The organism is Pseudomonas fluorescens, from assembly GCF_902498065.1.
Lineage (GTDB): Bacteria > Pseudomonadota > Gammaproteobacteria > Pseudomonadales > Pseudomonadaceae > Aquipseudomonas > Aquipseudomonas fluorescens_BJ.
On sequence record NZ_CABVIR010000007.1, the window covers coordinates 27,784 to 49,729 of the forward strand.

At 60.6% G+C, this 21,946-nt stretch carries 20 protein-coding genes and 1 pseudogene; 11 read left to right on the top strand and 10 right to left on the bottom strand.

The features are described 5' to 3' along the window. Positions 1 to 22: 22 nt before the first annotated feature. Together F8N43_RS22125 and F8N43_RS22130 are read right to left on the bottom strand one after the other, a co-directional pair. Positions 23 to 1,426: an amino acid permease gene (locus tag F8N43_RS22125; RefSeq protein ID WP_150634445.1), complete on the bottom strand. Its 1,404-nt coding sequence runs from the start codon at positions 1,424 to 1,426 to the stop codon at positions 23 to 25. A gap of 103 nt (positions 1,427 to 1,529) precedes the next feature. Further along, positions 1,530 to 2,414, bottom strand: a complete 885-nt coding sequence (locus tag F8N43_RS22130; protein WP_150654378.1) for a LysR substrate-binding domain-containing protein — start codon at positions 2,412 to 2,414, stop codon at positions 1,530 to 1,532. Between the two features lie 232 nt (positions 2,415 to 2,646). On the opposite strand from F8N43_RS22130, the gene F8N43_RS22135 reads away from it, so the two are divergent. Then, complete coding sequence (locus F8N43_RS22135) at positions 2,647 to 3,411, top strand: sulfite exporter TauE/SafE family protein (protein ID WP_150654379.1); 765 nt, start codon at positions 2,647 to 2,649, stop codon at positions 3,409 to 3,411. Here the strand turns inward: F8N43_RS22135 and F8N43_RS22140 are convergent. Then, positions 3,401 to 3,715: a putative quinol monooxygenase gene (locus F8N43_RS22140; RefSeq protein WP_150634448.1), complete on the bottom strand. Its 315-nt coding sequence runs from the start codon at positions 3,713 to 3,715 to the stop codon at positions 3,401 to 3,403. The genes F8N43_RS22135 and F8N43_RS22140 overlap by 11 nt on opposite strands. A 163-nt stretch (positions 3,716 to 3,878) precedes the next feature. Here F8N43_RS22140 and F8N43_RS22145 point away from each other — a divergent pair, with 163 nt between their 5' ends. From F8N43_RS22145 to F8N43_RS22180, 8 genes are all read left to right on the top strand, one after another. Further along, positions 3,879 to 4,469 (top strand): NAD(P)H-dependent oxidoreductase, encoded by a 591-nt coding sequence (locus F8N43_RS22145; protein ID WP_150639766.1) that lies wholly within the window; start codon positions 3,879 to 3,881, stop codon positions 4,467 to 4,469. Between the two features lie 144 nt (positions 4,470 to 4,613). After that, positions 4,614 to 5,525: a LysR family transcriptional regulator gene (locus F8N43_RS22150; protein WP_150654380.1), complete on the top strand. Its 912-nt coding sequence runs from the start codon at positions 4,614 to 4,616 to the stop codon at positions 5,523 to 5,525. Positions 5,526 to 5,628: 103 nt separating this feature from the next. Beyond that, positions 5,629 to 6,522, top strand: a complete 894-nt coding sequence (locus tag F8N43_RS22155) for an NAD-dependent epimerase/dehydratase family protein (protein ID WP_150634451.1) — start codon at positions 5,629 to 5,631, stop codon at positions 6,520 to 6,522. A gap of 193 nt (positions 6,523 to 6,715) precedes the next feature. Then, complete coding sequence (locus F8N43_RS22160; RefSeq protein ID WP_150654381.1) at positions 6,716 to 8,161, top strand: SulP family inorganic anion transporter; 1,446 nt, start codon at positions 6,716 to 6,718, stop codon at positions 8,159 to 8,161. Positions 8,162 to 8,346: 185 nt separating this feature from the next. After that, positions 8,347 to 9,696, top strand: a complete 1,350-nt coding sequence (locus F8N43_RS22165; RefSeq protein ID WP_150639763.1) for a gluconate:H+ symporter — start codon at positions 8,347 to 8,349, stop codon at positions 9,694 to 9,696. Positions 9,697 to 9,711: 15 nt separating this feature from the next. Next, complete coding sequence (locus tag F8N43_RS22170) at positions 9,712 to 10,572, top strand: MurR/RpiR family transcriptional regulator (RefSeq protein ID WP_150639762.1); 861 nt, start codon at positions 9,712 to 9,714, stop codon at positions 10,570 to 10,572. Position 10,573: 1 nt separating this feature from the next. Continuing rightward, positions 10,574 to 12,031: an N-acyl-D-amino-acid deacylase family protein gene (locus F8N43_RS22175; RefSeq protein WP_150639761.1), complete on the top strand. Its 1,458-nt coding sequence runs from the start codon at positions 10,574 to 10,576 to the stop codon at positions 12,029 to 12,031. Positions 12,032 to 12,150: 119 nt separating this feature from the next. Beyond that, complete coding sequence (locus tag F8N43_RS22180) at positions 12,151 to 12,519, top strand: glyoxalase superfamily protein (protein WP_150639760.1); 369 nt, start codon at positions 12,151 to 12,153, stop codon at positions 12,517 to 12,519. Between the two features lie 214 nt (positions 12,520 to 12,733). Here the strand turns inward: F8N43_RS22180 and F8N43_RS30020 are convergent, their stop codons facing one another. Together F8N43_RS30020 and F8N43_RS30025 are read right to left on the bottom strand one after the other, a co-directional pair. Continuing rightward, a complete protein-coding gene (locus F8N43_RS30020) occupies positions 12,734 to 13,597 on the bottom strand; it encodes a methyl-accepting chemotaxis protein (RefSeq protein ID WP_412071082.1) in 864 nt (287 codons plus the stop codon). Positions 13,598 to 13,639: 42 nt separating this feature from the next. Beyond that, positions 13,640 to 14,752: pseudogene (locus tag F8N43_RS30025) on the bottom strand (methyl-accepting chemotaxis protein); the annotation flags it as partial. A 156-nt stretch (positions 14,753 to 14,908) separates the two neighbouring features. Between F8N43_RS30025 and F8N43_RS22190 the strand changes: the two are divergent. Continuing rightward, the gene (locus F8N43_RS22190) at positions 14,909 to 15,580 is read left to right on the top strand and encodes a histidine phosphatase family protein (protein WP_150654382.1); all 672 of its coding nucleotides are present in this window, start codon (positions 14,909 to 14,911) and stop codon (positions 15,578 to 15,580) included. Continuing rightward, positions 15,577 to 16,431, top strand: a complete 855-nt coding sequence (locus tag F8N43_RS22195; RefSeq protein WP_224787850.1) for a phosphatase PAP2 family protein — start codon at positions 15,577 to 15,579, stop codon at positions 16,429 to 16,431. The genes F8N43_RS22190 and F8N43_RS22195 overlap by 4 nt, the downstream gene beginning before the upstream one ends. A 158-nt stretch (positions 16,432 to 16,589) precedes the next feature. Here F8N43_RS22195 and F8N43_RS22200 read toward each other — a convergent pair whose 3' ends face one another. The 5 genes from F8N43_RS22200 to F8N43_RS22220 form a co-directional block, all read right to left on the bottom strand. Then, entirely contained in the window at positions 16,590 to 16,850 is a 261-nt protein-coding gene (locus F8N43_RS22200; RefSeq protein WP_150634224.1) for a DUF6124 family protein, read from the bottom strand. Positions 16,851 to 17,189: 339 nt separating this feature from the next. Then, positions 17,190 to 18,629 carry an ArnT family glycosyltransferase gene (locus F8N43_RS22205; RefSeq protein WP_150654383.1) on the bottom strand — a complete coding sequence of 480 codons (1,440 nt, stop codon included), beginning with the start codon at positions 18,627 to 18,629 and terminating at the stop codon, positions 17,190 to 17,192. 78 nt (positions 18,630 to 18,707) lie between these two features. After that, positions 18,708 to 19,730 carry a sensor histidine kinase gene (locus F8N43_RS22210; RefSeq protein ID WP_150654384.1) on the bottom strand — a complete coding sequence of 341 codons (1,023 nt, stop codon included), beginning with the start codon at positions 19,728 to 19,730 and terminating at the stop codon, positions 18,708 to 18,710. Positions 19,731 to 19,740: 10 nt separating this feature from the next. After that, positions 19,741 to 21,201, bottom strand: coding sequence for an ATPase domain-containing protein (locus F8N43_RS22215; RefSeq protein WP_150639757.1), 1,461 nt, complete (start codon positions 21,199 to 21,201; stop codon positions 19,741 to 19,743). After that, positions 21,198 to 21,632, bottom strand: a complete 435-nt coding sequence (locus F8N43_RS22220; protein WP_224787851.1) for a hypothetical protein — start codon at positions 21,630 to 21,632, stop codon at positions 21,198 to 21,200. Before F8N43_RS22220 ends, F8N43_RS22215 begins: the two co-directional genes overlap by 4 nt. Between the last annotated feature and the right edge of the window lie 314 nt (positions 21,633 to 21,946).

A 21,946-nucleotide genomic window follows, 5' to 3' on the forward strand; every position in this document is an offset into this window, starting at 1 on the left:
TGCCGGGGCGTTTTTTATGCGGTTACTGAGTCACTGACAGCTTTCGGTGCCTGGCCATGCGCAGGCGGTAGCACCCGTAGATGACCAATACCCACACCGGCATGGCGTACACCGAGGCGCGCACGGGTGGAATCATCCAGATGACGCAGATGATCACGGCCATGAACGCCAGGCACAGATAATTGGTGTACGGCGACCAGAACGCCTTGAAGCCAGGCACGACGCCGCGCTGAACCATGGCCTTGCGAAACTTCAGGTGCGTCAGGCTGATCAGCGCCCAGTTGATCATCAGCGAGGCGACCACCAGCGCAAACAACAACTCAAGCGCTTCGTGCGGCGCGACGTAGTTGACCAGCACCGCCAGCATGGTGATCAGCGCCGAGACGCCCAGTGCCAGCAACGGAACGCCTTGCTTGTTCAGTTTCATCAGCACTTTGGGGGCGTCGCCTTGTTCCGCCAGGCCGTAGAGCATGCGGCTGTTGCAGTAGACGCCGCTGTTGTAGACCGAGAGCGCGGCGGTGAGTACCACGAAGTTGAGGATCTGCGCGGCGGTGTCGCTGCCGATCAGGGCGAAAATCTGCACGAACGGACTGCCGCTGTAGGCATCGCCCGAAGCGCCCAGTGTTTGCAGCAGTTGGTCCCACGGGTACAGCGACAGCAACACGGTGAGTGCGCCGACGTAGAAGATCAGCACCCGATAAACCACTTGGTTGATGGCTTTGGGAATGACCTTGCGCGGCTCGCTGGCTTCAGCGGCGGTGATGCCGACCAGTTCCAGGCCGCCGAAGGAGAACATGATGAACGCCATCGCCATCAGCAGACCGCTGTAACCATTGGGAAAGAATCCGCCGTGGCTCCACAGGTTGCTCACCGATGCTTGCGGCCCGCCGGTGCCGCTGAACAGCATGTAGCAGCCGAGGAGGATCATGCCGATGATGGCCACGACCTTGATGATCGCGAACCAGAACTCCATCTCGCCGAAGACTTTGACGTTCAGCGTGTTGATCAGGTTGACCAGCACGAAGAACACCGCTGCGCTGACCCAGGTCGGCACCTCCGGCCACCAGAACTGCACGTACTTGCCGACGGCGGTCAGCTCGGCCATGCCCACCAACACATACAGGACCCAGTAGTTCCAGCCGGACAAGAAACCGGCAAAACCGCCCCAGTAGTTGTGAGCGAAGTGGCTGAAAGAGCCGGCCACGGGTTCCTCGACAATCATCTCGCCCAGTTGGCGCATGATCAGGAATGCGATGAAACCGGCAATCGCATAGCCGAGGATCATCGATGGTCCGGCGGATTTGAGCACTCCGGCAGAGCCCAGGAACAGCCCCGTACCAATGGCTCCGCCCAATGCGATCAGTTGAATGTGACGATTTTTCAACCCCCGCTTGAGCGTTGCCTGTTGCAAGATTTCATCCGCCATCTGGTTCCCTTTTGGTTGTTGTGGTCAGGCCTGATTTGAAAGGGCTGATATTACTCTGCGCGGTCCTCGTCATACAGGTGCCAGTTGGGCCAAACACTGGTGTTCAAGGCGCGCGCAACGCGTGGAGCAAGGCTCTGGCGTAAGCGGGCAGGCCAGTGAATGAGCGGGCGCACAACAACAGTTTGCGCTGCGCCCAGTCTTCCTTCAGGGCGAAGCGCTTGAACGAATGATCGACAGCCCGGCGCTGGATCGCCGCCAGCGGCACAATCGCCAGCCCGGCGCCGCGAGCGACCATGCGCATCACGCCGTCGAAGCCTTCTGCACGGATGCGGATTTGCAAGCGCATCCCCGCGTGCAGCGCCTGTTCTTCGAGGTACACCGCCAGCGCGCTATTGGCGTTCAGGCCCACGTAATCGTGATGCAGGGTGTCGCTGAAGTTGGGTGTCGCGCCGTTCGCCAGGGGATGGTCGGGCGGCATGATCAGCACCAGCGGATCATCGCGAAAGGGCAGGGTTTCGAGGGCGTGGGTGTCCACGGCGTCGGAGACGATGCCAAGGTCGGCCGCGCCCTGGCGCAGGGCGTGAGTGATACGGGCGCTGGGCAATTCCTGCAGGTCAATGTCGAGGTTGGGATGACGGCAGAGGAAGTCCGCCAGCACTTCCGGCAGGTACTCGGTGATTGCCGTGGTATTGCACAGTAAACGCACCTGACCTTTGACGCCTTTGGCGTATTCAGCCAGGTCCTGTTGCAGGCGGTCGGCGTGTTGCAGCAGCAGTCGGGCGTGTTGCGCCAGGGCTGTTCCGGCGGGCGTGGGGGTGACGCCGCGACGACCGCGCTCCAGAAAGTCGATGCCGAGCGAAGCCTCCATCGCACGGATTCGTGCGCTCGCCGCCGCCAGGGATAAATGGCTGCGAGCGGCGCCGGCGGTGATGTTGCCGGTGTCGAGGATGTTCAGGTAGAGGCGCAGGTCGGTGAGGTCGAAGTGCATCGGTACAGCCTCGGGAGGTGCGTTGTCGGGGCGGACGCCATCGCGGGCAAGCCCGCTCCCACAGGTTTTGCGTCGTTTCGCCCATTTTGCGACCCGCACAATACTGGTGGGAGCGGGCTTGCCCGGGATGGCGTCAGTTGCATCAATACATTCTTAAGCCTCTACCAAAACAAGAGGCACCCTCAGTATATGGCAGATTTCCAACCGACCCGTCCGGGCCCACCATAGCCCCATGAATACACTCTCTGCGTTTTACCAAAACCTCGGGTTGACCCTTTCATTGCTGGTCATCGTCACCTTCCTCCTGGCCGGCATGATCAAAGGCGTCATCGGCCTCGGCCTGCCAACCATCGCCATGGGCCTGCTCGGTCTGGCTATGGCACCGTCGCAGGCTGCGGCGTTGCTGATTATTCCCGCGACCCTGACCAACATCTGGCAACTGGCCTTCGGCGGGCATTTGCGCGGGCTGGTCAGACGGCTGTGGCCGATGCTGCTGGCGATCCTCATCGGCACCGGTGCCGGTACGGTGTGGATCGGCATGGCCGGTGGTCATTGGGTGGTGCGAGGGTTGGGCGCGGCGTTGCTGCTCTACGCGTTGAGCGGACTGTTTCTGCCGACCTTGCGTGTCGGCAGTCAGACCGAGCGCTGGCTCGGTCCACTGTGCGGCGTGCTCACCGGCGTCATCACTTCGGCCACCGGCGTTTTCGTGATTCCTGCGGTGCCGTATCTGCAAGCACTGGGTTTGAACAGGGATGAACTGGTGCAGGCGCTGGGCCTGTCGTTCACCGTGTCGACCCTCGCACTCGCCGCCGGCCTGTTGTGGCGTGGGGCGCTGGGCGGTGGTGAGTTGAGCGCGTCATTGCTGGCGCTGATCCCGGCAGTGCTGGGCATGTTGCTTGGGCAATGGCTGCGTCAGCGGATCAGTGCCGTACTGTTCAAACGCGTGTTCTTCATCGGCCTCGGTGTGCTCGGCGGCCACCTGCTGATCAGCGGGTAGCGGACGACGGGCTAAGCATCTCGACGGCGCGGATATCGAAATCACCTTCCAGGTATTCCTCGCGTTGTTCGAGGAACTGCTTCATGTGCGGCAGGTTCGAGTGCACGTCGAGGTGCGCCTGGGATTGCCAGATCTCGAAGAAGATAAACAGCGTCGGGTCCTGTTTGTCGCGCAGCATGTGGTACTCGATGCAGCCGGGCTCGGCACGACTCGCTTCCACATAGCCACGGAAGAACGCTTCGAAGGCGTCGGATTTTTCCGGGCGAGTCTTCGCGTGCAGGATGAAGCCTTGTATTTCACTCATCAAAAAATCTCCTCAAGTTCAGAATCGGCGCAAGTTTATGGCAACAATCGCGTGTCGATTCGTGCGTATGAGTCAAATGAATTTTGCGAGTTCAGGGCTTATTCCGCGCGTGGCTGATCGCTAACCTGCCGCCATGCACTTTCTGACCCTTCCGAGATTTCTCATGAAAAAAGTCTTGTTGCTCAATGGCGGCAAACAGTTTGCTCACTCCGATGGCCGCTACAACACCACCCTGCACGAAGCCGCGTTGAGCGTGCTGGATCGCGGCGGCGTTGATGTGAAAACCACCTTCATCGACGAGGGGTACGACGTCGCCGAAGAGGTCGCCAAATTCCTCTGGGCCGATGTGATCATTTACCAGATGCCGGGCTGGTGGATGGGCGCGCCATGGACCGTGAAGAAGTACATCGACGAAGTCTTCACCGAAGGCCACGGCAGCCTCTACGCCAGCGACGGCCGCACCCGTTCCGATGCCTCGCAAAAGTACGGCAGCGGTGGTCTGGTGCACGGCAAGCAATACCTGTTGTCGTTGACCTGGAACGCGCCGCAGCAAGCCTTCGACGACCCGACCGATTTCTTCGAAGGCAAGGGCGTGGACGCGGTGTACTTCCCGTTCCACAAGGCCAACGAGTTCCTCGGCATGACCGGTTTGCCGACGTTCCTGGCCGTTGACGTGATGAAGCGCCCGAACATCGAAGCCGATGTGGCGCGTTATGAGCAGCATTTGACCGAGGTGTTTGGCCTCAAGGCTTGAGGCTCGGCTACTATCGATACTTCGCGCAAGAACCTGGAGCCCGGCTTGCCGGCGATGGCGATCTTGAATACGCCATCGCCGGCAAGCCGGGCTCCTACGAAAAGCGATTTAAGCGCGGCAATGAATTATCGATAAGGGGCATTCGTGAAAGCCAGATCCGATGAGTTGCAGATTTTCGTCTGCGTGATTGAGTGCGGGTCGATTTCCGCTGCGGCCGAACAAGTCGGCCAGACGCCTTCGGCGGTCAGCCGCACGTTGTCGCGGCTGGAGGCCAAGCTCGATACCACGCTGATCAACCGCACTACGCGGCGCATGGATTTGACGGAGGAGGGCAAGTATTTCTTCGAGCACGCCAAACTGATTCTCGATCAAATGGCGGAGCTTGAAGAGCGCCTCAGTTCACGTCAGCAAACCCCGTCCGGGCGTCTGCGGATCAACGCAGCGTCACCGTTCATGCTGCACGCCATCGTGCCCCACATCGATGAGTTCCGCCGGCTCTACCCGGACATCCAGCTCGAACTCAACAGCAACGACCTGATCATCGACCTGCTCGAACAAAGCACCGACATCGCCATCCGCATCGGCGCCCTGGCCGACTCGACCCTGCACGCCCGTTCACTGGGTTGCAGTCCGCTGCACATCGTCGCCAGCCCGGCCTACCTTGAGCAACATGGCACACCACTGGTGGTCGAGGAGCTGACGGGGCACGCGCTGCTGGGTTTCACGAATAACGAAGGCCTCAACCAATGGCCGCTGCGCTATGTGCATGGCGACCGCTGGCCGATTCAGGCGTCGATCAGCGCGTCCAGCGGCGAGACGATCAGGCAGCTGGCGCTTAAAGGTCAGGGCATTGCCAGCCTGTCGCATTTCATGACCATCGACGACATCCGGGCCGGGCGCCTGAAGGTGCTGCTGGCGGATTTCAACAGCGGTTATCGCCAGCCGATCAACGCGGTCTATTACCGCAACTCGCAATTGGCCCTGCGGATTCAGTGCTTCCTGGACTTTATCCAGAGCAAATTGGCGGTGTATGCGAATGCGGATTTCGAGGGTTGATTCGTGATCCCTGCGCAAGAGTGAATTGGGTCAACGGGGATTTTTCAGCGGTGATGACTGCTTGATACTCGTTGCATCACTTATTCACGCAGGGAGTTTCTCCATGAACGTATTCGTTACCGGCGCTGCAGGTTTCATCGGCGGCTCCATCGCCACCGGCCTGATTCGCGCAGGCCACAAGGTCAACGGCCTGGTGCGCAGCAGCGAGCAAGCCAATGAACTGAGCGCGTTGGGCATCACCCCGGTCATCGGCACTCTTGACGACAGCGCACTACTGGCTGAACAGGCCCGTGCTGCGGACGCGGTGATCAACGCCGCCAGCAGCGACCATCGCGGTGCGGTGGAAGCGTTGCTCAATGCCTTGCGCGGTTCCAACAAAGTGTTCCTGCACACCAGCGGTTCGAGCATCGTCGGCGATGCGTCGGGCGGCAAGTTCAGCGACGTCATCTATCACGAAGACACGCTGCCGGAACCGACGGTCGACAAGGCTGCTCGCGTGGCCATCGACAACCTGATCCTCGCGGCGGCGAACGACGGGGTGAACTCGGCGGTCATCTGCAACACGCTGATCTACGGCCACAGCCTGGGCGTCAAGCGCGACAGCGTGCAGTTGCCGCGCCTGCTGAAGCAGGCACGCAAAAGTGGCGTGGTGCGCCATGTCGGCACCGGCCAGAACATCTGGTCCAACGTGCACATCGAAGACGTTGTTTCCCTGTACCTGCTGGCGCTGAGCAAAAACGTACCGGGCACCTTCTACTTCGTTGAAAGCGGTGAAGCGTCGTTCATCGACATGACCACGGCGATTGCCGAAGCGTTGAAGCTGGGTGAGCCGCAGGACTGGCCGCTGAAAGAGGCCGAAGCCGAGTGGGGTTATGAAATGGCCAACTATGGTTTGGGTTCCAACAGTCGGGTGCGCGGCAAGCATGCGCGGGAACTGTTGGGTTGGGCGCCGAAGCGGACGTCGGTGGTTGAGTGGATTCGGGACGAGATGGTTTGAGTTCGCTCTAGACCGCGTCGCTGCCATCGCGAGCAAGCTCGCTCCCACATTCGACCGTATTCCTCCAGATGGAATGCGGTCGAATGTGGGAGCGGGCTTGCCCGCGAAGGCGTTTCTGGAGTCTCGACAACTGGCCGGGTCGCCCTCAATTCCGTAACATCCGCCCCCTCTTCCCCTGCTGTGTCCTGTTCCCATGAAAGCAAAACGTCTGCGCGCCGATGTCCTGGCCGGACTCACCACCTCGTTTGCCTTATTGCCCGAATGCATCGCCTTCGCGCTGGTGGCCCACCTCAATCCGTTGATGGGGCTTTATGGCGCGTTCATCATTTGCACCCTGACCGCGCTGTTCGGCGGCCGGCCGGGCATGGTGTCGGGTGCGGCCGGTTCGATGGCCGTGGTGATCGTCGCGCTGGTGGTGCAGCACGGTGTGCAATATTTACTTGCGACGGTGTTGCTGGGCGGGTTGATCATGCTGGCGTTCGGGTTGCTGAAGCTCGGCAAACTGGTGCGCATGGTGCCGCACCCGGTGATGCTTGGCTTCGTCAATGGCTTGGCAATCATCATCGCGCTGGCGCAACTGGAACACTTCAAGAACGGTGACAACTGGCTCAGCGGCTCACCGCTGTATGTGATGAGCGGGTTGGTGGCGATGACGATGGCGATTGTCTATCTGCTGCCGCGCCTGACACGTGCCGTACCTCCGGCATTGGTGGCGATTCTGGGCGTAGGACTTGCTGTTTATCTGCTCGGTCTGCCGACCCGAACGCTGGGTGACATGGCGCACATCGCCGGTGGCTTGCCGACGTTTGCCTTGCCGGACATTCCCTGGACGCTGGACACCCTGCGCATCATCGCGCCTTACGCGATCCTGATGGCGCTGGTCGGCTTGCTGGAAACCCTGCTGACCCTGAACCTCACCGATGAAATCACCGAAAGCCGCGGCTTCCCGGATCGCGAATGCGTGGCGCTGGGCGCGGCCAACATGGTTTCTGGCGTCTTTGGCGGCATGGGCGGTTGCGCGATGATCGGCCAGACCGTGATCAACCTCAGCTCCGGTGGTCGTGGTCGGCTGTCTGGCGTGGTGGCCGGCGTGCTGATTCTGCTGTTCATTTTGTTTTTGTCGCCGCTGATCGAGCGTATTCCGCTGGCCGCATTGGTTGGCGTGATGTTTGTGGTGTCGCAGCAGACGTTTGCCTGGGCCTCGTTGCGGGTGGTCAACAAGGTGCCGCTGAACGACGTGCTGGTGATCGTCGCCGTCACGGTCATCACGGTGTTCACCGATCTGGCCACCGCCGTGCTCTGCGGGATCATCATTGCCGCGCTGAACTTCGCCTGGCAGCAGGCCCGCGAGTTGTATGCCGACAGTCACTTCGAAGCCGACGGCAGCAAGCTTTACCTGCTGCATGGCACGCTGTTCTTCGCCTCGACAACACCGTTTCTCAACCAGTTCGATCCCGCGAATGACCCGCCCTTGGTGACGATTGATTGCCGTCACCTGAGCTTCGTCGACTACTCGGCCATCGCCGCGCTCAAGACCCTGCGCGAACGCTACGCCAAGGCTGGCAAGCACCTGCGTGTGCTGCACTTGTCCGAGCGTTGCAAGAAGTTGCTCAAGCGTGCGCGGGTGAGTCACGACTGAATAACACCGGGCAGGCGCGATGAAAGTCAGCCTGCCCGATTTTCATATTGACCGACCTCGCATACCTCTCAGCGACAACCCTTACCCCTCTACGAAAATTACTTTCACCTCGTTTGAAAATCACCTCTCGAAATGTTTTAAGAGTTTCACAACCCATTCGACGTGACCCTTTCGAGGAGTACCGCATGACCCTGTCCTTCGGCTATTGGCTGCTGGTGTATGCCGCCATCGCCATCATTGCCCTGATCGTTCTGATCGCCCGTTACCGACTCAATCCCTTCATCGTGATTACCCTGGTCTCCATCGGCCTGGCGCTGCTGGCCGGCATGCCGCCATCCGGGGTGGTCGGCGCCTACGAGGCCGGCGTGGGCAAAACTTTGGGGCACATTGCGCTGGTGGTGGCGCTGGGGACGATGCTCGGCAAGATGATGGCCGAGTCCGGCGGCGCCGAGCAGGTGGCGCGCACCTTGATCGACCGTTTCGGCGAGAAGAACGCGCACTGGGCGATGGTCTGCATCGCGTTTCTGGTCGGGCTGCCGCTGTTCTTCGAAGTCGGTTTCGTGTTGCTGGTGCCGATCGCCTTTACCGTGGCGCGCCGCGTTGGCGTGTCGATCCTGATGGTCGGTTTGCCGATGGTCGCCGGGCTCTCGGTGGTGCATGCCCTGGTGCCGCCGCACCCGGCGGCGATGCTCGCGGTGCAGGTGTATGGGGCGTCGGTCGGGCAGACCTTGATGTACGCGATTCTGATCGGCATTCCGACCGCGATCATCGCCGGTCCGTTGTACGCCAAGTTCATCGTGCCGCGCATTCAACTGCCGGCGGAAAACCCGCTGGAACGCCAGTTCCTCGACCGTGAACCGCGCGACAGCCTGCCGGGTTTCGGCATCACCATGGCGACCATTCTGTTGCCGGTGGTGCTGATGCTGATCGGCGGCTGGGCCAACCTGATTTCCACGCCGGGCAGCGGCTTCAACCAGTTTTTGCTGTTCATCGGCAACTCGGTGATCGCCTTGCTGCTGGCGACCTTGCTCAGCTTCTGGACCCTCGGCATCGCCCAGGGCTTCAACCGCGAATCGATCCTCAAATTCACCAACGAATGCCTGGCGCCGACCGCCAGCATCACCTTGCTGGTGGGCGCCGGCGGCGGCTTGAACCGGATTCTGGTGGACGCCGGGGTCACCGACCAGATCGTCAGCCTGGCCCATGAGTTTCACTTGTCGCCGCTGATCATGGGCTGGCTGTTCGCCGCGTTGATGCGCATCGCCACCGGTTCCGCCACCGTGGCCATGACCACCGCCTCGGGCATCGTCGCGCCGGTGGCCATTGGTCTGGGTTATCCGCATCCGGAGTTGCTGGTGCTGGCGACCGGCGCGGGGTCGGTTATCTTTTCCCACGTCAACGACGGCGGCTTCTGGTTGATCAAGGAATACTTCAACATGACCGTCGCCCAGACGTTCAAGACCTGGACCGTGCTGGAGACCATTATTTCGCTGGTCGCCTTCGCGTTGACCGTGGGTCTTTCTTACCTGATTTAACCGGAGCCGCCTGCCATGGACATCCTCTACCAGATCCGCGCCCGTCAGGATTCCTTCAGCGCCGGCGAAGGACGCATCGCACGGCTGATGCTCGACGACGTAGGATTTGCCTCTGCCGCCAGCCTTGATGAATTGGCGCTGAGAGCGGAAGTCAGCACCGCCACGCTGTCGCGTTTCGCCCGCACGGTGGGTTGCCGCGACTTGCGCGACCTGCGCCTGCAACTGGCCCAGGCCAGCGGCGTTGGCAGTCGTTTTCTCGACCCGGCGGGCACGCCCGATCAGTCGGCGTTCTACGGGCAGATTGTCGGTGATATCGAGTCGACGTTGCGTCAGCACCTGTCGGCGTTCGACGAGTCGCGCTTCGCCGACGCGGTGAAGCTGTTGGGCAAGGCGCGGATGATTCACGCCTTCGGCATGGGCGGTTGCTCGACCTTGTGCAGCGATGAACTGCAAGTGCGGCTGGTGCGCTTCGGCTACCCGATTTCGGCGTGCCACGACCCGGTGATGATGCGGATCACCGCGGCCAGTCTAGGCGCCGAAAACGCAGTTATCGTCTGTTCGCTGACCGGCATCACTCCCGAATTGCTCGAAGCCGTCGAACTGGCGCGCAACTACGGCGCACGGATTGTCGCCATCACCCGGGCCGACTCGCCGTTGGCGCAATTGGCCGATGTGCTGCTGCCGCTGCAAGGCGTCGAAACCTCGTTCATCTACAAACCTACGGCGGCACGCTACGGCATGTTGCTGGCCATCGACGTGCTCGCTACCGAGCTGGCGCTGGCCAATCCTGAAGACAATCAAGAACGTCTGCGGCGGATCAAACTCGCCCTCGACGATTACCGCGGCGGCGACGATCACTTGCCGCTGGGAGACTGACATGCTGTACGACACGCTGATCCGCAACGCCCTGATCATCGATGGCAGCAACGCCCCCGGTTACCCCGCCGACGTGGCGATTCTGCACGGTCGCATCGAGTGCATCGGCGACCTTCGAGACGCCACCGCCAACGAAGAAATCGACGCTGCCGGCCGAGTGCTGGCACCGGGTTTCATCGACGTGCACACCCACGACGACACGGTGGTGATCCGTCAGCCGCAGATGTTGCCCAAGCTCAGCCAGGGCGTGACCACGGTGATCGTCGGCAATTGCGGGATCAGCGCTTCGCCGGTGAGTTTGAAGGGCGATCCGCCAGACCCGATGAACCTGCTCGGCACCTCGGCGGCCTTCGTTTATCCGACCTTCCGCGATTACCGGGCGGCGGTCGAAGCGGCGAACACCACGCTGAACGTCGCCGCTCTGGTCGGCCACACCGCGTTGCGCAGCAATCATCTTGATGATTTGTTTCGCACTGCTACGGCGGATGAAATCAGCGCGATGCGTGAGCAACTGCGCGAAAGCCTTGAGGCCGGCGCGTTGGGTTTGTCCACCGGCCTGGCATACGCCAGCGCTTACTCGGCGTCCACCGATGAAGTGATGCAATTGACCGAAGAACTGACCGCCTTCGGTGCGGTGTACACCACCCATTTGCGCAGTGAATTCGAGCCCGTGCTGGAGGCCATGGACGAGGCGTTCCAGATCGGCCGCCACGCACAATCCCCCGTGATCATTTCCCACCTCAAATGTGCCGGCGCCGGTAACTGGGGTCGCAGTCCGCAACTGCTGGCGTCGCTTGAAAAGGCCGCGAAAACCCACCCGGTGGGCTGCGATTGCTATCCCTACGCCGCGAGCTCTTCGACCCTGGACCTCAAGCAAGTCACCGACGCCCATCGCATCACCATTACCTGGTCTACGCCACATCCGGAACTCGGTGGCCGCGACCTGATGGACATCGCCGCCGAATGGGGCGTGCCGTTGCTCGAAGCCGCTCGCCGCCTGCAACCGGCGGGCGCGGTGTACTACGGAATGGACGAGGCGGACGTGAGAAGAATCCTCGCGCATCCGCTGTCCATGGTCGGCTCTGACGGCTTGCCGGAAGACCCGTTCCCGCATCCACGCTTGTGGGGCGCTTTCCCACGGGTGCTCGGCCATTTCAGTCGCGATGTCGGGCTGTTTCCGTTGCACACCGCGGTACACAAAATGACCGGTTTGTCCGCAGCGCGATTCGGCTTGAAGCAGCGTGGCGAAATCCGTGAAGGGCACTGGGCGGACCTGGTGTTGTTCGATCCTGCGACCATTCGTGACGTGGCGGATTTCAATGATCCGCAACGGGCGGCTGAAGGCATCGATGGGGTGTGGGTCAACGGTGTGTTGAGTTACAGCGATGGGCAGGCGAACGGCAGAAGGGAAGGGCGGTTTCTGGCGCGGGAAGGGGACTTGCGTGGCGGGTTTCAGTAATGATTCCGAGTGCTGCGTCACAGTGATGGCACATCGCAACTAAAGAAAGCCATCGCCAAGCCGAAGCGCTGACACTAGCCCGGCTACACTCTGGGCCTTTCCAGTCTGGGAGCAACTTCATGAGCTTCGGCAAAACCACCCCGATCCTGCGGATTTTCGACGAACAGAAGGCCATGGAGTTCTACGTCGATTTCCTCGGTTTCAAGATCGACTGGCAGCATCGTTTCGAGCCGAATTTTCCGCTGTACCTGCAAGTCTCCCGTGGCGAATGCGTGCTGCACCTGTCCGAACACCACGGCGATGCCACGCCGGGCTCGGCATTGCGCATAGAGACGGATGAGCTGGAGGCGTTTCAGCAGCAATTGCTGGCCAAGGAATACAAGTTCTCGCACCCGCAGATTCAGGCCATGCCGTGGGGCAGCCAGGACATGACCATTGCCGACCCGTTCGGCAATCGATTGGTGTTTACCAATGCGATCAGTGTGTAAGGCGGCGGGGTCGAGTTAGATCTGCCTTGGCGCCAGGTAGAGCGGTGAATACCAGGCCAGGCGGATCCGAATTATCTGTTGCTTGTTCGAAAGCCATCGCGGGCAAGCCCGCTCCCACAGAGTTTCATGTGTGCCGCAGAATGTGGCATCGACACAAAACCTGTGGGAGCGGGCTTGCCCGCGATGGGGTCAGTGATTCAACGCTGACCGAACGTCAAACCCTGAAATGGCTCACCATCATCTGCAACTGATTGCCCAACCGCGCCAGTTCAACACTGGATTTAGCGGTTTCGTCGCTGGCCGCGGCGGTCTGTTCGGACACGTCGCGCACGTTGATGATGCTGCGGCTGATCTCTTCGGCCACGGCGCTTTGCTGTTCGGCGGCGGCAGCGATCTGCTGGTTCATCGACTGGATGTTGGACACCGTGCGGGTGATGTTTTCCAGTGACACACCCGCCTTGCGGGTCAGGGCGACGCTGCTGTCGGTGAGGACGCGGCTGTTGTTCATCACGGCGGACACTTGTTGCGTGCCGTTCTGCAAACCGGCCACCAGGCCTTCGATTTCTTCGGTAGATTTCTGCGTGCGCTGGGCCAGGCCGCGGACTTCGTCGGCCACCACGGCAAAACCACGACCGGCTTCACCGGCACGCGCTGCTTCGATCGCGGCGTTGAGCGCCAGCAGGTTGGTCTGTTCGGCCACAGCCTTGATCACGTCCATGACGCTGCCGATTTTGTCGCTTTCCTGTTGCAGCACGCTCATGGCTTCGGTGGAACGCACCACTTCGCTGGCCAGACGTTCGATCTGGGCGATGGCTTCGTTGACCACTTTGTCGCCTTCGCGGGCTTCGCCGTCGGCGGCGGCTGCGGCTTGCGAAGCTTCTTCGGCGTTGCGCGCGACTTCCTGCACCGTGGCGGTCATCTCGTGCATGGCGGTGGCCACTTGATCGGTCTCGATCTTCTGGCTGTTAACGCCGGCGCTGGTCTGCCCGGTCACGGCGGACAATTCTTCGGCGGCGCTGGCGATCTGAGTGACGCCGTCGCGGATACCGCTGATCAAGTCACGCAGGGTCACGCCCATGCGTGCGATGCCTTGCTGCAACACGCCGAGTTCATCGCGGCGAGTGACTTTGACGTCTTGGGACAGGTCGCCGCTGGCGATGCGCTCGACCACTGCCAGCGTGTCGCGCAGCGGGCCAGTGATCTGACGGGTGATGATGACGGCGGCAATGATCCCGACCAACAACGCCAGCAAGGTGCTGATCAGTTGCAGGGTGCGAGCCTGGTCGCTTTCGGCGTCGCGGCGGTCGAGCTGGATCTGATACAGCTGCTCGCTGAGGGTCACGATAGCGGCGCCCTGATCGGTCATTTCCTTGCGCGCCTGCACGGCATCGCTGCTCGCGACTTTATAGGCCTGCAAGGCGCTGCGGTAGTTGCCCAAAGCGGTTTCCAACTGACGCAACTCGTCCAGCTGAGTGTCGGCGAATTGCGCATTGAGTTGTTTCAGGCTGGCGATGGCTGCGTCGAGTTGGCCGACGGCTTTCTGCTCGGTCTCGGCGTTGGTGGTCGCGGTGTAGCCGCGCACTTCGTAGCGGGCCAGCATGAACGCTTCCTTGGCGGCGGTGATGGCCTGGAATTGTTCGAAGCGCTGATCGCTCAACGGCATTTGTTGTACGCGGGTACTGATGGCGTTGATCAGCGAGTACGCGGTTTCCGCGTTGGCGCCCATGGCGTCGCGCGCGCTGTTGCCGGCGCGGTAGGCGCTGCGCATTTTGTTCAGGGACGTTTTGTACGCGTCAATTTGCGTACCTTGCTCTTTGAGCAGCTTGAGGTTTTCCGGGCTCTTGAATTTCACCAGCAGCGCTTGTTGCTGAGCGGCAAACGCATCCAGGGTGGTCTGGACGTTCTGCGCAGTGGTTTCATCGCCGTTGGTCAGCATGTATTGCAGGCGAACCACACGCAGCTTGGTCAGGCCGGCATTGAGCTGGGTGATGTCGCTCATCCAGTTGCTGCGGTCAATCAGGCTGCCCAGGCTGGTCCAGCCGGTCAGGGCGAGGATGCAGGTCAGTGCCAGGACCAGGCCAAACCCGAGGCCCAGTTTCATGTTCACGCTGATGTTGCCGAACCAGCTATTCATCAAATTCCTCCAGGAACGTTGCGCTTTCGGTCGTCGGTTGGCTGGAAGATTGTTGTTTTTGGTAGCCAAGGGTGTGTAGCAGGTCTGTATCGGCAGCATTCGCGAGAGCTGAAAGGATTTTGTCAGGCCGTTCTGTAACAAGATTTTTGCGCGGCTTAAGCTTTTTTTCACATGGGTTTCACCGACTGCCGACGCGAGGCTCTCTACCCTCGCGGCATCGAATGTAAGTGATGCATGCCGGTGAGGCGGCCTGATGTGGAATTGAGACTGAGTCTGTTCGGGATCAAACGCTCGATTGATCTGAGCCGTTGGGCCCGCTATCGAAACTCCGCAGTGGTGCTGGCCTCGGCACTGCTGGTCATACCGCTGACCGTCTGGATGTTGCGGCCGGCTGCCGTGCCGGACCTGGCCCATGGCAATGTGGCCGGTGCGCAGGCGTTGCTATCCGGCTGGGCGAAAGGCGAGATGATTGTGCTGGTGCGTCATGTCGAGCGCTGCGATCACTCCAGAGCCGCGTGCCTGGCCGGCAATGACGGCATCACGGATCGTTCGCGCAGCGTCGCGGTGAGTGTCGGCGCGCAGTTTGAACAGCTGGGGCTGGAGAGGGCGGACATCTACAACAGCCCGATGATTCGCACCGCGCAGACCGCCAGCTATATGTTCAACAAGGTGGGTGCCGATGAAGACTGGTTGATCAGTTGCAAGGGCACGATGCTGCGCGATGCTTTGGCGCACAAAGTGGCGGGTCGCAATCTGATTCTGGTGACTCACAGCGAATGCATGGCGCAGATAGAGAAAGACCTCAAGTTGCCAACTGCCTCCCTCGGTTACGGTGCCTCTTTGTTTATCTCCGCCGCCACACCACAAACACCGAAAATGCTCGGTTTCATTGAAGCTTCCGACTGGCGCACGGTGACCACCCGATGAGTAATGCTATGCGTTTTTACGGCTTGAATTTTGGTATCCCCCTGTTTTGCGCGGCGGTGGTGTTCCTGCTGTTCGACATGACCACCATCGATATCGCGTTCAGCAATCTTTTTTTCGATCCGGTCACCCAGACCTTCCCGCTCGATCAAGTGCACTTCTTTGAAAAGCTCACGCACAAATGGGCGCGGATCATTCCGAACTGGACCGGTGAAGTCGCCGTGATCGGCGCGATAGCGTCGTTTGTCTGGCCGCTGATCAACACGACAAGGCATCCGCGTCTAGGGCGCTTCCTTGAGCGCAGCAAAGCTGCACCTGTGCTGCGGTTTGCCAATGACCATCAACGGGATTTTCTGTTTGTGGTGGTTGCGTTTGCCATTTGCACCGGCGTGATCCATTTCCTCAAGTCGCACACCAGCGTGTATTGCCCGATTGAAACGACCCTGTACGGCGGGAAAATTGCCCACATGGAGTGGTACAACAATTTCCAACTGTTCAGGGAAGCCGGCGATGGCCGCTGCTGGCCGGGCGGGCATGCATCGGGCGGGTTCACCATGCTTGCGCTGTACTTCGTCGCGCGCCGTTACCGCTGGCGCTATTCGAAAGCGCTGATGTACGGCTCGCTGCTGCTCGGTTTTGTCTATGGCACGACGCGGGTGCTGCAAGGCTGGCACTACATGTCCCACACGTTCTGGGCGGGGATCTTCGTGTGGCTGGCGTGTTTGCTGACAGCGTTGGCGTTTTATGGGCGAGCGCGGCTTGAAAAACCGCTATCGACTGACCTGCCGTCATCAAGAGCAGGCTCGTTCCTACAGGAGACTGCAGTCGTAAGCGCAATCCGTGAGCAACAATGAACCTATGCAGGAGCACGCTTGCTCGCGATAGCGGTGGGTCAGGCGAAATTGTTGTCGACGGGGGCGCAGTCATCGCGAGCAGGCTCGCTCCCACAAGGGAACGCGGTCCAATGTGAGAGCGAGCCTGCTCGCGATGAACGATGACGCGGTATGCCTGCCTAGTCCTGCGGATCAACGTTATCCAGTGCCTGGTTCACTGCCAGCTCCGCGAGCATGATGATCTGCGCAATGGCCAGCGCGGTGTTGCGCTGCGAACCGTTCAGGTAGGTGGCTAAATCGCTGGTCATGACGCTGGCGGATGCCAGTGACTCGCAGGCATGGGCGAGGAGGTTTTCGGTGCCGATGTCGGGGAGGATCGTGAAAAAGGGGCTGGGGCGGTAGGGTTTGTTGGTGGGGGGATCAGGGATTAGCTTATCCATTTGAAGGTTCCTTTCGTATTCGGAGCCATCAATTCCCGATCTCACTCGGCGAAGAGGTGGCAGCTATGTGCGGAGTGAGATCACCGGCAAAAGGAACCCGGCCAGACCAAAGTCTGCCCGCACACAGCCGCCATAAAGTATTGCGGACAGCGAAAAGCTGGCGGCAATTATGGGGGGACTGGCGCTCGTTTCCAATTGCTGAGCCGGGGATCTCACACCCGATCACTGAGTTTTCAGTGACAAGCAAAGACTAAAGAGCGCGCTTCCGAGCAACAACCCTAAAAATCTGTGGGCGTTTTCTTTGTTTTTGGTAGGACATGTCCTGCAATGAAGACCGCCTCACTGCCCGACAAAGTAGTAATCCTGACGACCCACCCGCATCACTTTCAGCACTTTCAAGGGCGCCACCGGTTCAGTGTCGCCCGCCAGGATCGCCACGTTGGACGCAGAAGTGCTCAGAAACTCATGCAACTGCGCTTCGGTATCCAGTCCCTTCAGTACGCTTTGCGTATAGAACACGCTCGCACCGCCCACGCGTTCATTGGCCTGGAACAGCGCAACGTGCTGCCCGTTGGCCTGCATCGTCTGAATCTGCTCGGTCAGCGGCAGGAAGGACAGTTTGCGATCCGCATGGGGCAGCGCCCATTGTGCGGCCGCCAGGTAGCTGCCGATCACCATGGCCAATGCGCTCATGGCCAGCCCCTGACGATGGCGAGCCAGACGACCCAACAGATTCGAGGCGCCTTCGTAAGCCTTGGCGCGTTCGAACAGAACGCTCGCATACTCCGCCGCAATCACCGCCGCCGCGGGCGTCATGGACATCAGGTAAACCGTGCGCTTGCTCGACGCCAACGTCAGCATGACGAATTGCGCCAGCACCCACAGGCTGAAGAACAACAAGTAACGATTGGCCATCAGGCTTTTGCGGAAATGCCACAGCCCCAGATACACCAGAATATTCCACGGCAAAAAGGCTTGCGGCAGTTTGGCGAGGTAGTAGTAGAACGGTTCGTAATGCCCTGCTTCGACAAACGAACCGCTGAACCGCCCGACACTGTTGGTCAGCAGCACTTGCGCCAGTGCCGGCGCGCCGCCGCGCTGATACAGCACCGCCAGCCAGATCATCAATGGCACCAGCCCCAGCAGCGTCAGCAGCCCGGGGCGTAGCCAGTCCGAAACTTTCAGCTGCCGGTCGAGCACACTCTCGGCCAACAAGTACGCGAAGATCACCACGCCCGGCATCGCCAGGCCCAACACGCCTTTGCTCAACGTCGCGATGGCAATCCCCGCAGCAAACAGCAAGGCGTTGCCGACGCTCGCCTGGCGATGGCCCTGAAAAAATGCGAGCAGCGCCATGCTCACGCCGAGGGCGAGCAACGCGTCTTCGCCAACGCCGCGCACGTTGCTCCAGTAGCTGGCCATGGTTGCCAGCAGGATGCCTGCCATCCAGGCAATCGCATTGGGCCGCCCGAACCGGCGCAGCATCGCGAACAGCAGCATGACACTGAACAATCCGGCAAACGCCGACGCCAGCCGCACGGCCCACGGTGTACTGCCGAATGCGCGGATGGCCCCGGCGTCGAGCCACAGGCTCAGGGGCGGTTTCTCCAGAAACGGTTCGCCGAACAACCGTGGCGTCACCCAGTCATTATCCAGGTGCATTTGCATGGCAATCCCGGCGACCCGCGCCTCGGTGGAGCCTTGCAGTTGGTGATTGCCCAGGGCAAAGAAAAACAGCAGGGCAGTCAGCAGAAACAACGAAGAGGCGGGACGCGACATGGTGTCTGGCTGCCGAGAAGGGATCCCGCGAGCATACGGCGCGAATGCTTAACGAATTGTGAATGCCTTGCGAAAAATTCAGACCGCCAGCGGCAAGGTCACGATGAAGATACTGCCCTGGCCGGTGCCGTCGCTGATGCCGATCACTTGGCCGCCATGGGCTTCGACCAGCTCACGCACCACCGTCAGGCCAATGCCCAGGCCTGCGCCATAGAAGCCCACCGCATGAACATCCTGCACAAAGGGCTCGAAGATAAACGGCAGTGTCTCAGGGGAAATACCGATGCCGTTATCGCCAATGCTTATTTTCAGCCGATCGGCTTCGGTGGTGACCGACAGCGTGACCGTGCCACCCGCCGGCGTGTATTTGGCGGCATTGCCCAGCAGATTGCCGAGAATCTGCGCGAGGCGCGAAGGGTCGCCGTTCACCGCCAACGCACACTCGGGCAGTTCTGCGCTGAATTGCAAATGGTGAGCGGTCATCACCGGATCACAGATTTCTATCGCCTCGTGGATGATCTGCACCATATCGACGAGGCGGCAATCGAGGCGAAACTTGCCGGTGTCGGCGCGGGCGACGTCAAGCAAGTCTTCCACCAGCCGAGACATGTGCTGCACCTGACCTTCGATCAGTTGCTGCATGCGTGGCAATTCCTCACTGGGCACCCGTACCAGTCGACCGGCAATCATGCTGATGGGCGTCAGCGGATTTCGCAATTCGTGGGCCACCAGCGTGAGCACCTTGCGTTGCTGTTCCAGCGCGCGTTCAGCCGCGACCTGCAGGCGTTTGGCGCTCAGTGCGGCGATCACCAGTTGCTCGTTGGCTTCGCGTATCTCCAGGTACAGTCGCTGTTCTGCCTGCGCGAGTTTCGGCCTGTCGGCCTCAGATTGCGCCGACAGAATCGCCAGCACCAATTGCTGATTGGCCTCGATCAGTTGCTCGACCTGTTGGCTATCGACGAGCTGGGTGTTGGCGTCGCTCAGTTCTTTGTTCAACGCCGCCAGCACCGCGCGCGCTTCGACGGTTTTCTGGCCGAGCAGGAACAGTTCGCGTGCCGCAGTGGCTATCGCTTGCTCGTTCCCGCCATTGGCCTCGTTCATGATGTTTGACTCATCCTTGGTCGTTGCCCAGTCGGTGTCGGGTAGGTCGGCCGCCGAGCAGGCCTTCCTGGTCCGGTAGCATTTCGCCGATCTGCAAGCCTTTATCATCGATGCGGTACACGCGCAGTTCATCGGAGTGGGCGCTGGCCCGCACTTTGACCACGGCCATGATGCGCAACAGGCGGCTCTGCACTTCAATGTAGCGCTGAACGATGATCGCGTCGGTGAGAAATGCCGTTCCATAGGGGCTGAAGCGCAAATCGGTGTAGCGGTCTTCCAGCTCCGAGGTCATCAACACGCTGACCCCGACGCTGGTGAGGGCGGTGACCATGCGCGACAGCGACTCGCGAAAGTCTTCGCGGAAGGTCGGGGCCAGCGCCAGTTCGAAACCTGACAAAGAGTCGATCACCACGCGGGTAGCCTTCAGTCGGGCGATTTCACTCAACAGCAACTGCACGATCTCGTCGATGGACAAGTCCGGTGCGCGGCTGTCCACCAGGCCGACCTGTCCGCTCTGAATCAGACCGGCAAGGGTGGCGTTTTGCGAGTGATTGGGCCGTTGCTCGAACACCGCAATCACACCGGTTTCGCCATTGCGCGCGCCTTCAGCGAGGAACGTCGCGGCGAGTATGCTTTTGCCCGAGCCCGAGGGGCCGGCCACCAGCAGCGAATACCCACGCGGCAGGCCACCGCCGAGCATCTCGTCGAGCTGGGGCACGCCCATTTTCAGGCGTTTGATCGGGAACTCCAGCGGCGCTTCAACCGGGTTGAGTGCCGCTGGCGCGAAGACTTTGATCCCCGACGTGGCGATGCGGAACGTGTGCAGCCCCGGCAGCGTCGGCTGGCCACGCATCTTCATGATTTCCATCTTGCGCACCATGGAGTTGCGCTGAACGCTCTGGCGCAGCCAGATCAGGCCGTCGGCCACAGTGAAAATCGGGTTGGTGTCGGTTTCGGTGAAATACTCGCCAATCAGGAAGGTGGTCGCCTGCCAGGTGGTCATCAACATGCCCAGTTGTTGAACAAACTGCGGCAGGTTGTTGTTCGGGTTGTCCTGAGTCTGGCTCGCCAGCACCACGGAGCGGAAGGAATCGACGAACACCAGCGCCGGGGAGTGCGCCTCCACCTCGCTGACGATGCGCCGCAGTACTTCGTCCAGATTCCCGGCGAGGGTGTCGTCGGCCAGGTTGATGTAACGGATCGACTGATTGATCGCTTCGCTGTCGAAAAAGTCGAATTGCTGCTGATAACGCAGCATCTTCAGCGGCGGCTCGCCGAGCACGGTAAAGAACAGCGCCGGACGCTCGGGCGTCGCCAGGGCAAACATCATCTGATGCGCGAGGGTGGTTTTGCCGCAGCCTGGGGGGCCGGCGATCAGGTTGAACGAAAACTCCGGCAAACCTCCGCCCAGCACCTCGTCCAGTCCTGGCACGCCGGTGGCCAGGCGGTTGATAGTTACTTTGGTGCTCATGGCGAATTTTCCTGCGAAGAGGTGTCGCTCAAAGAAGGTTCCCACACGCCACGAAGCAAACGTGCGGTGAGCGAGGGCCCGATCAGCGTGGTCAGTAACTCGTAAAAGGTTGTCAGCAACACTTCACCGAAAAACAACGCATCGGCGTTGCTTTGCTCAACGAGTACGGCCTTGAGGGCGTTCAGATTCGGGAAGGCCTGCACACTGTCATAAGTGCCGGCCAGGTGTGGATGGTTGGAGACGCACAGATGAAGGCTGCGGCGATAAAGCGCGGCTACCCCATGCTGGCCGATGATGGGCGAGAGGGCCGCATCCATGGCCTGCAATATTGACTCGATCGCTTGCGCGACGGTTGCAACGTCAGCGTTGGGGCCAACGCAGTGCGTCAGAGAAGCTACGATCTGACGGCTCTCTTCGCTAAGCGTGGACATGGCTAACTGATATCCGAAGGACTGGCTTTGATGGTACACCCTATGGGCGTCGGGGTAGGGATTTGTGTCAGATGGGCTGGTTTGCCGGAAAACAGACAAAAAAAAGCCCGCGGGAGGGCGGGCAAACCGTAGTTTCTTGAATGAGCGAGCGCAATGTACCGGTTGCCGGGGCGCGATGGGGTGAAGAAAAATTCATCTGCGCCGCGTGCGCTCGCTCGTCTGCTTCTGCTGTGTCAGAAGGTGTGCTTGGGCCTGGTAATCCGAGGCTGGCTGAACGGCTGTCTCGCTTTCAACGGTTTGAATCACACGTCCTT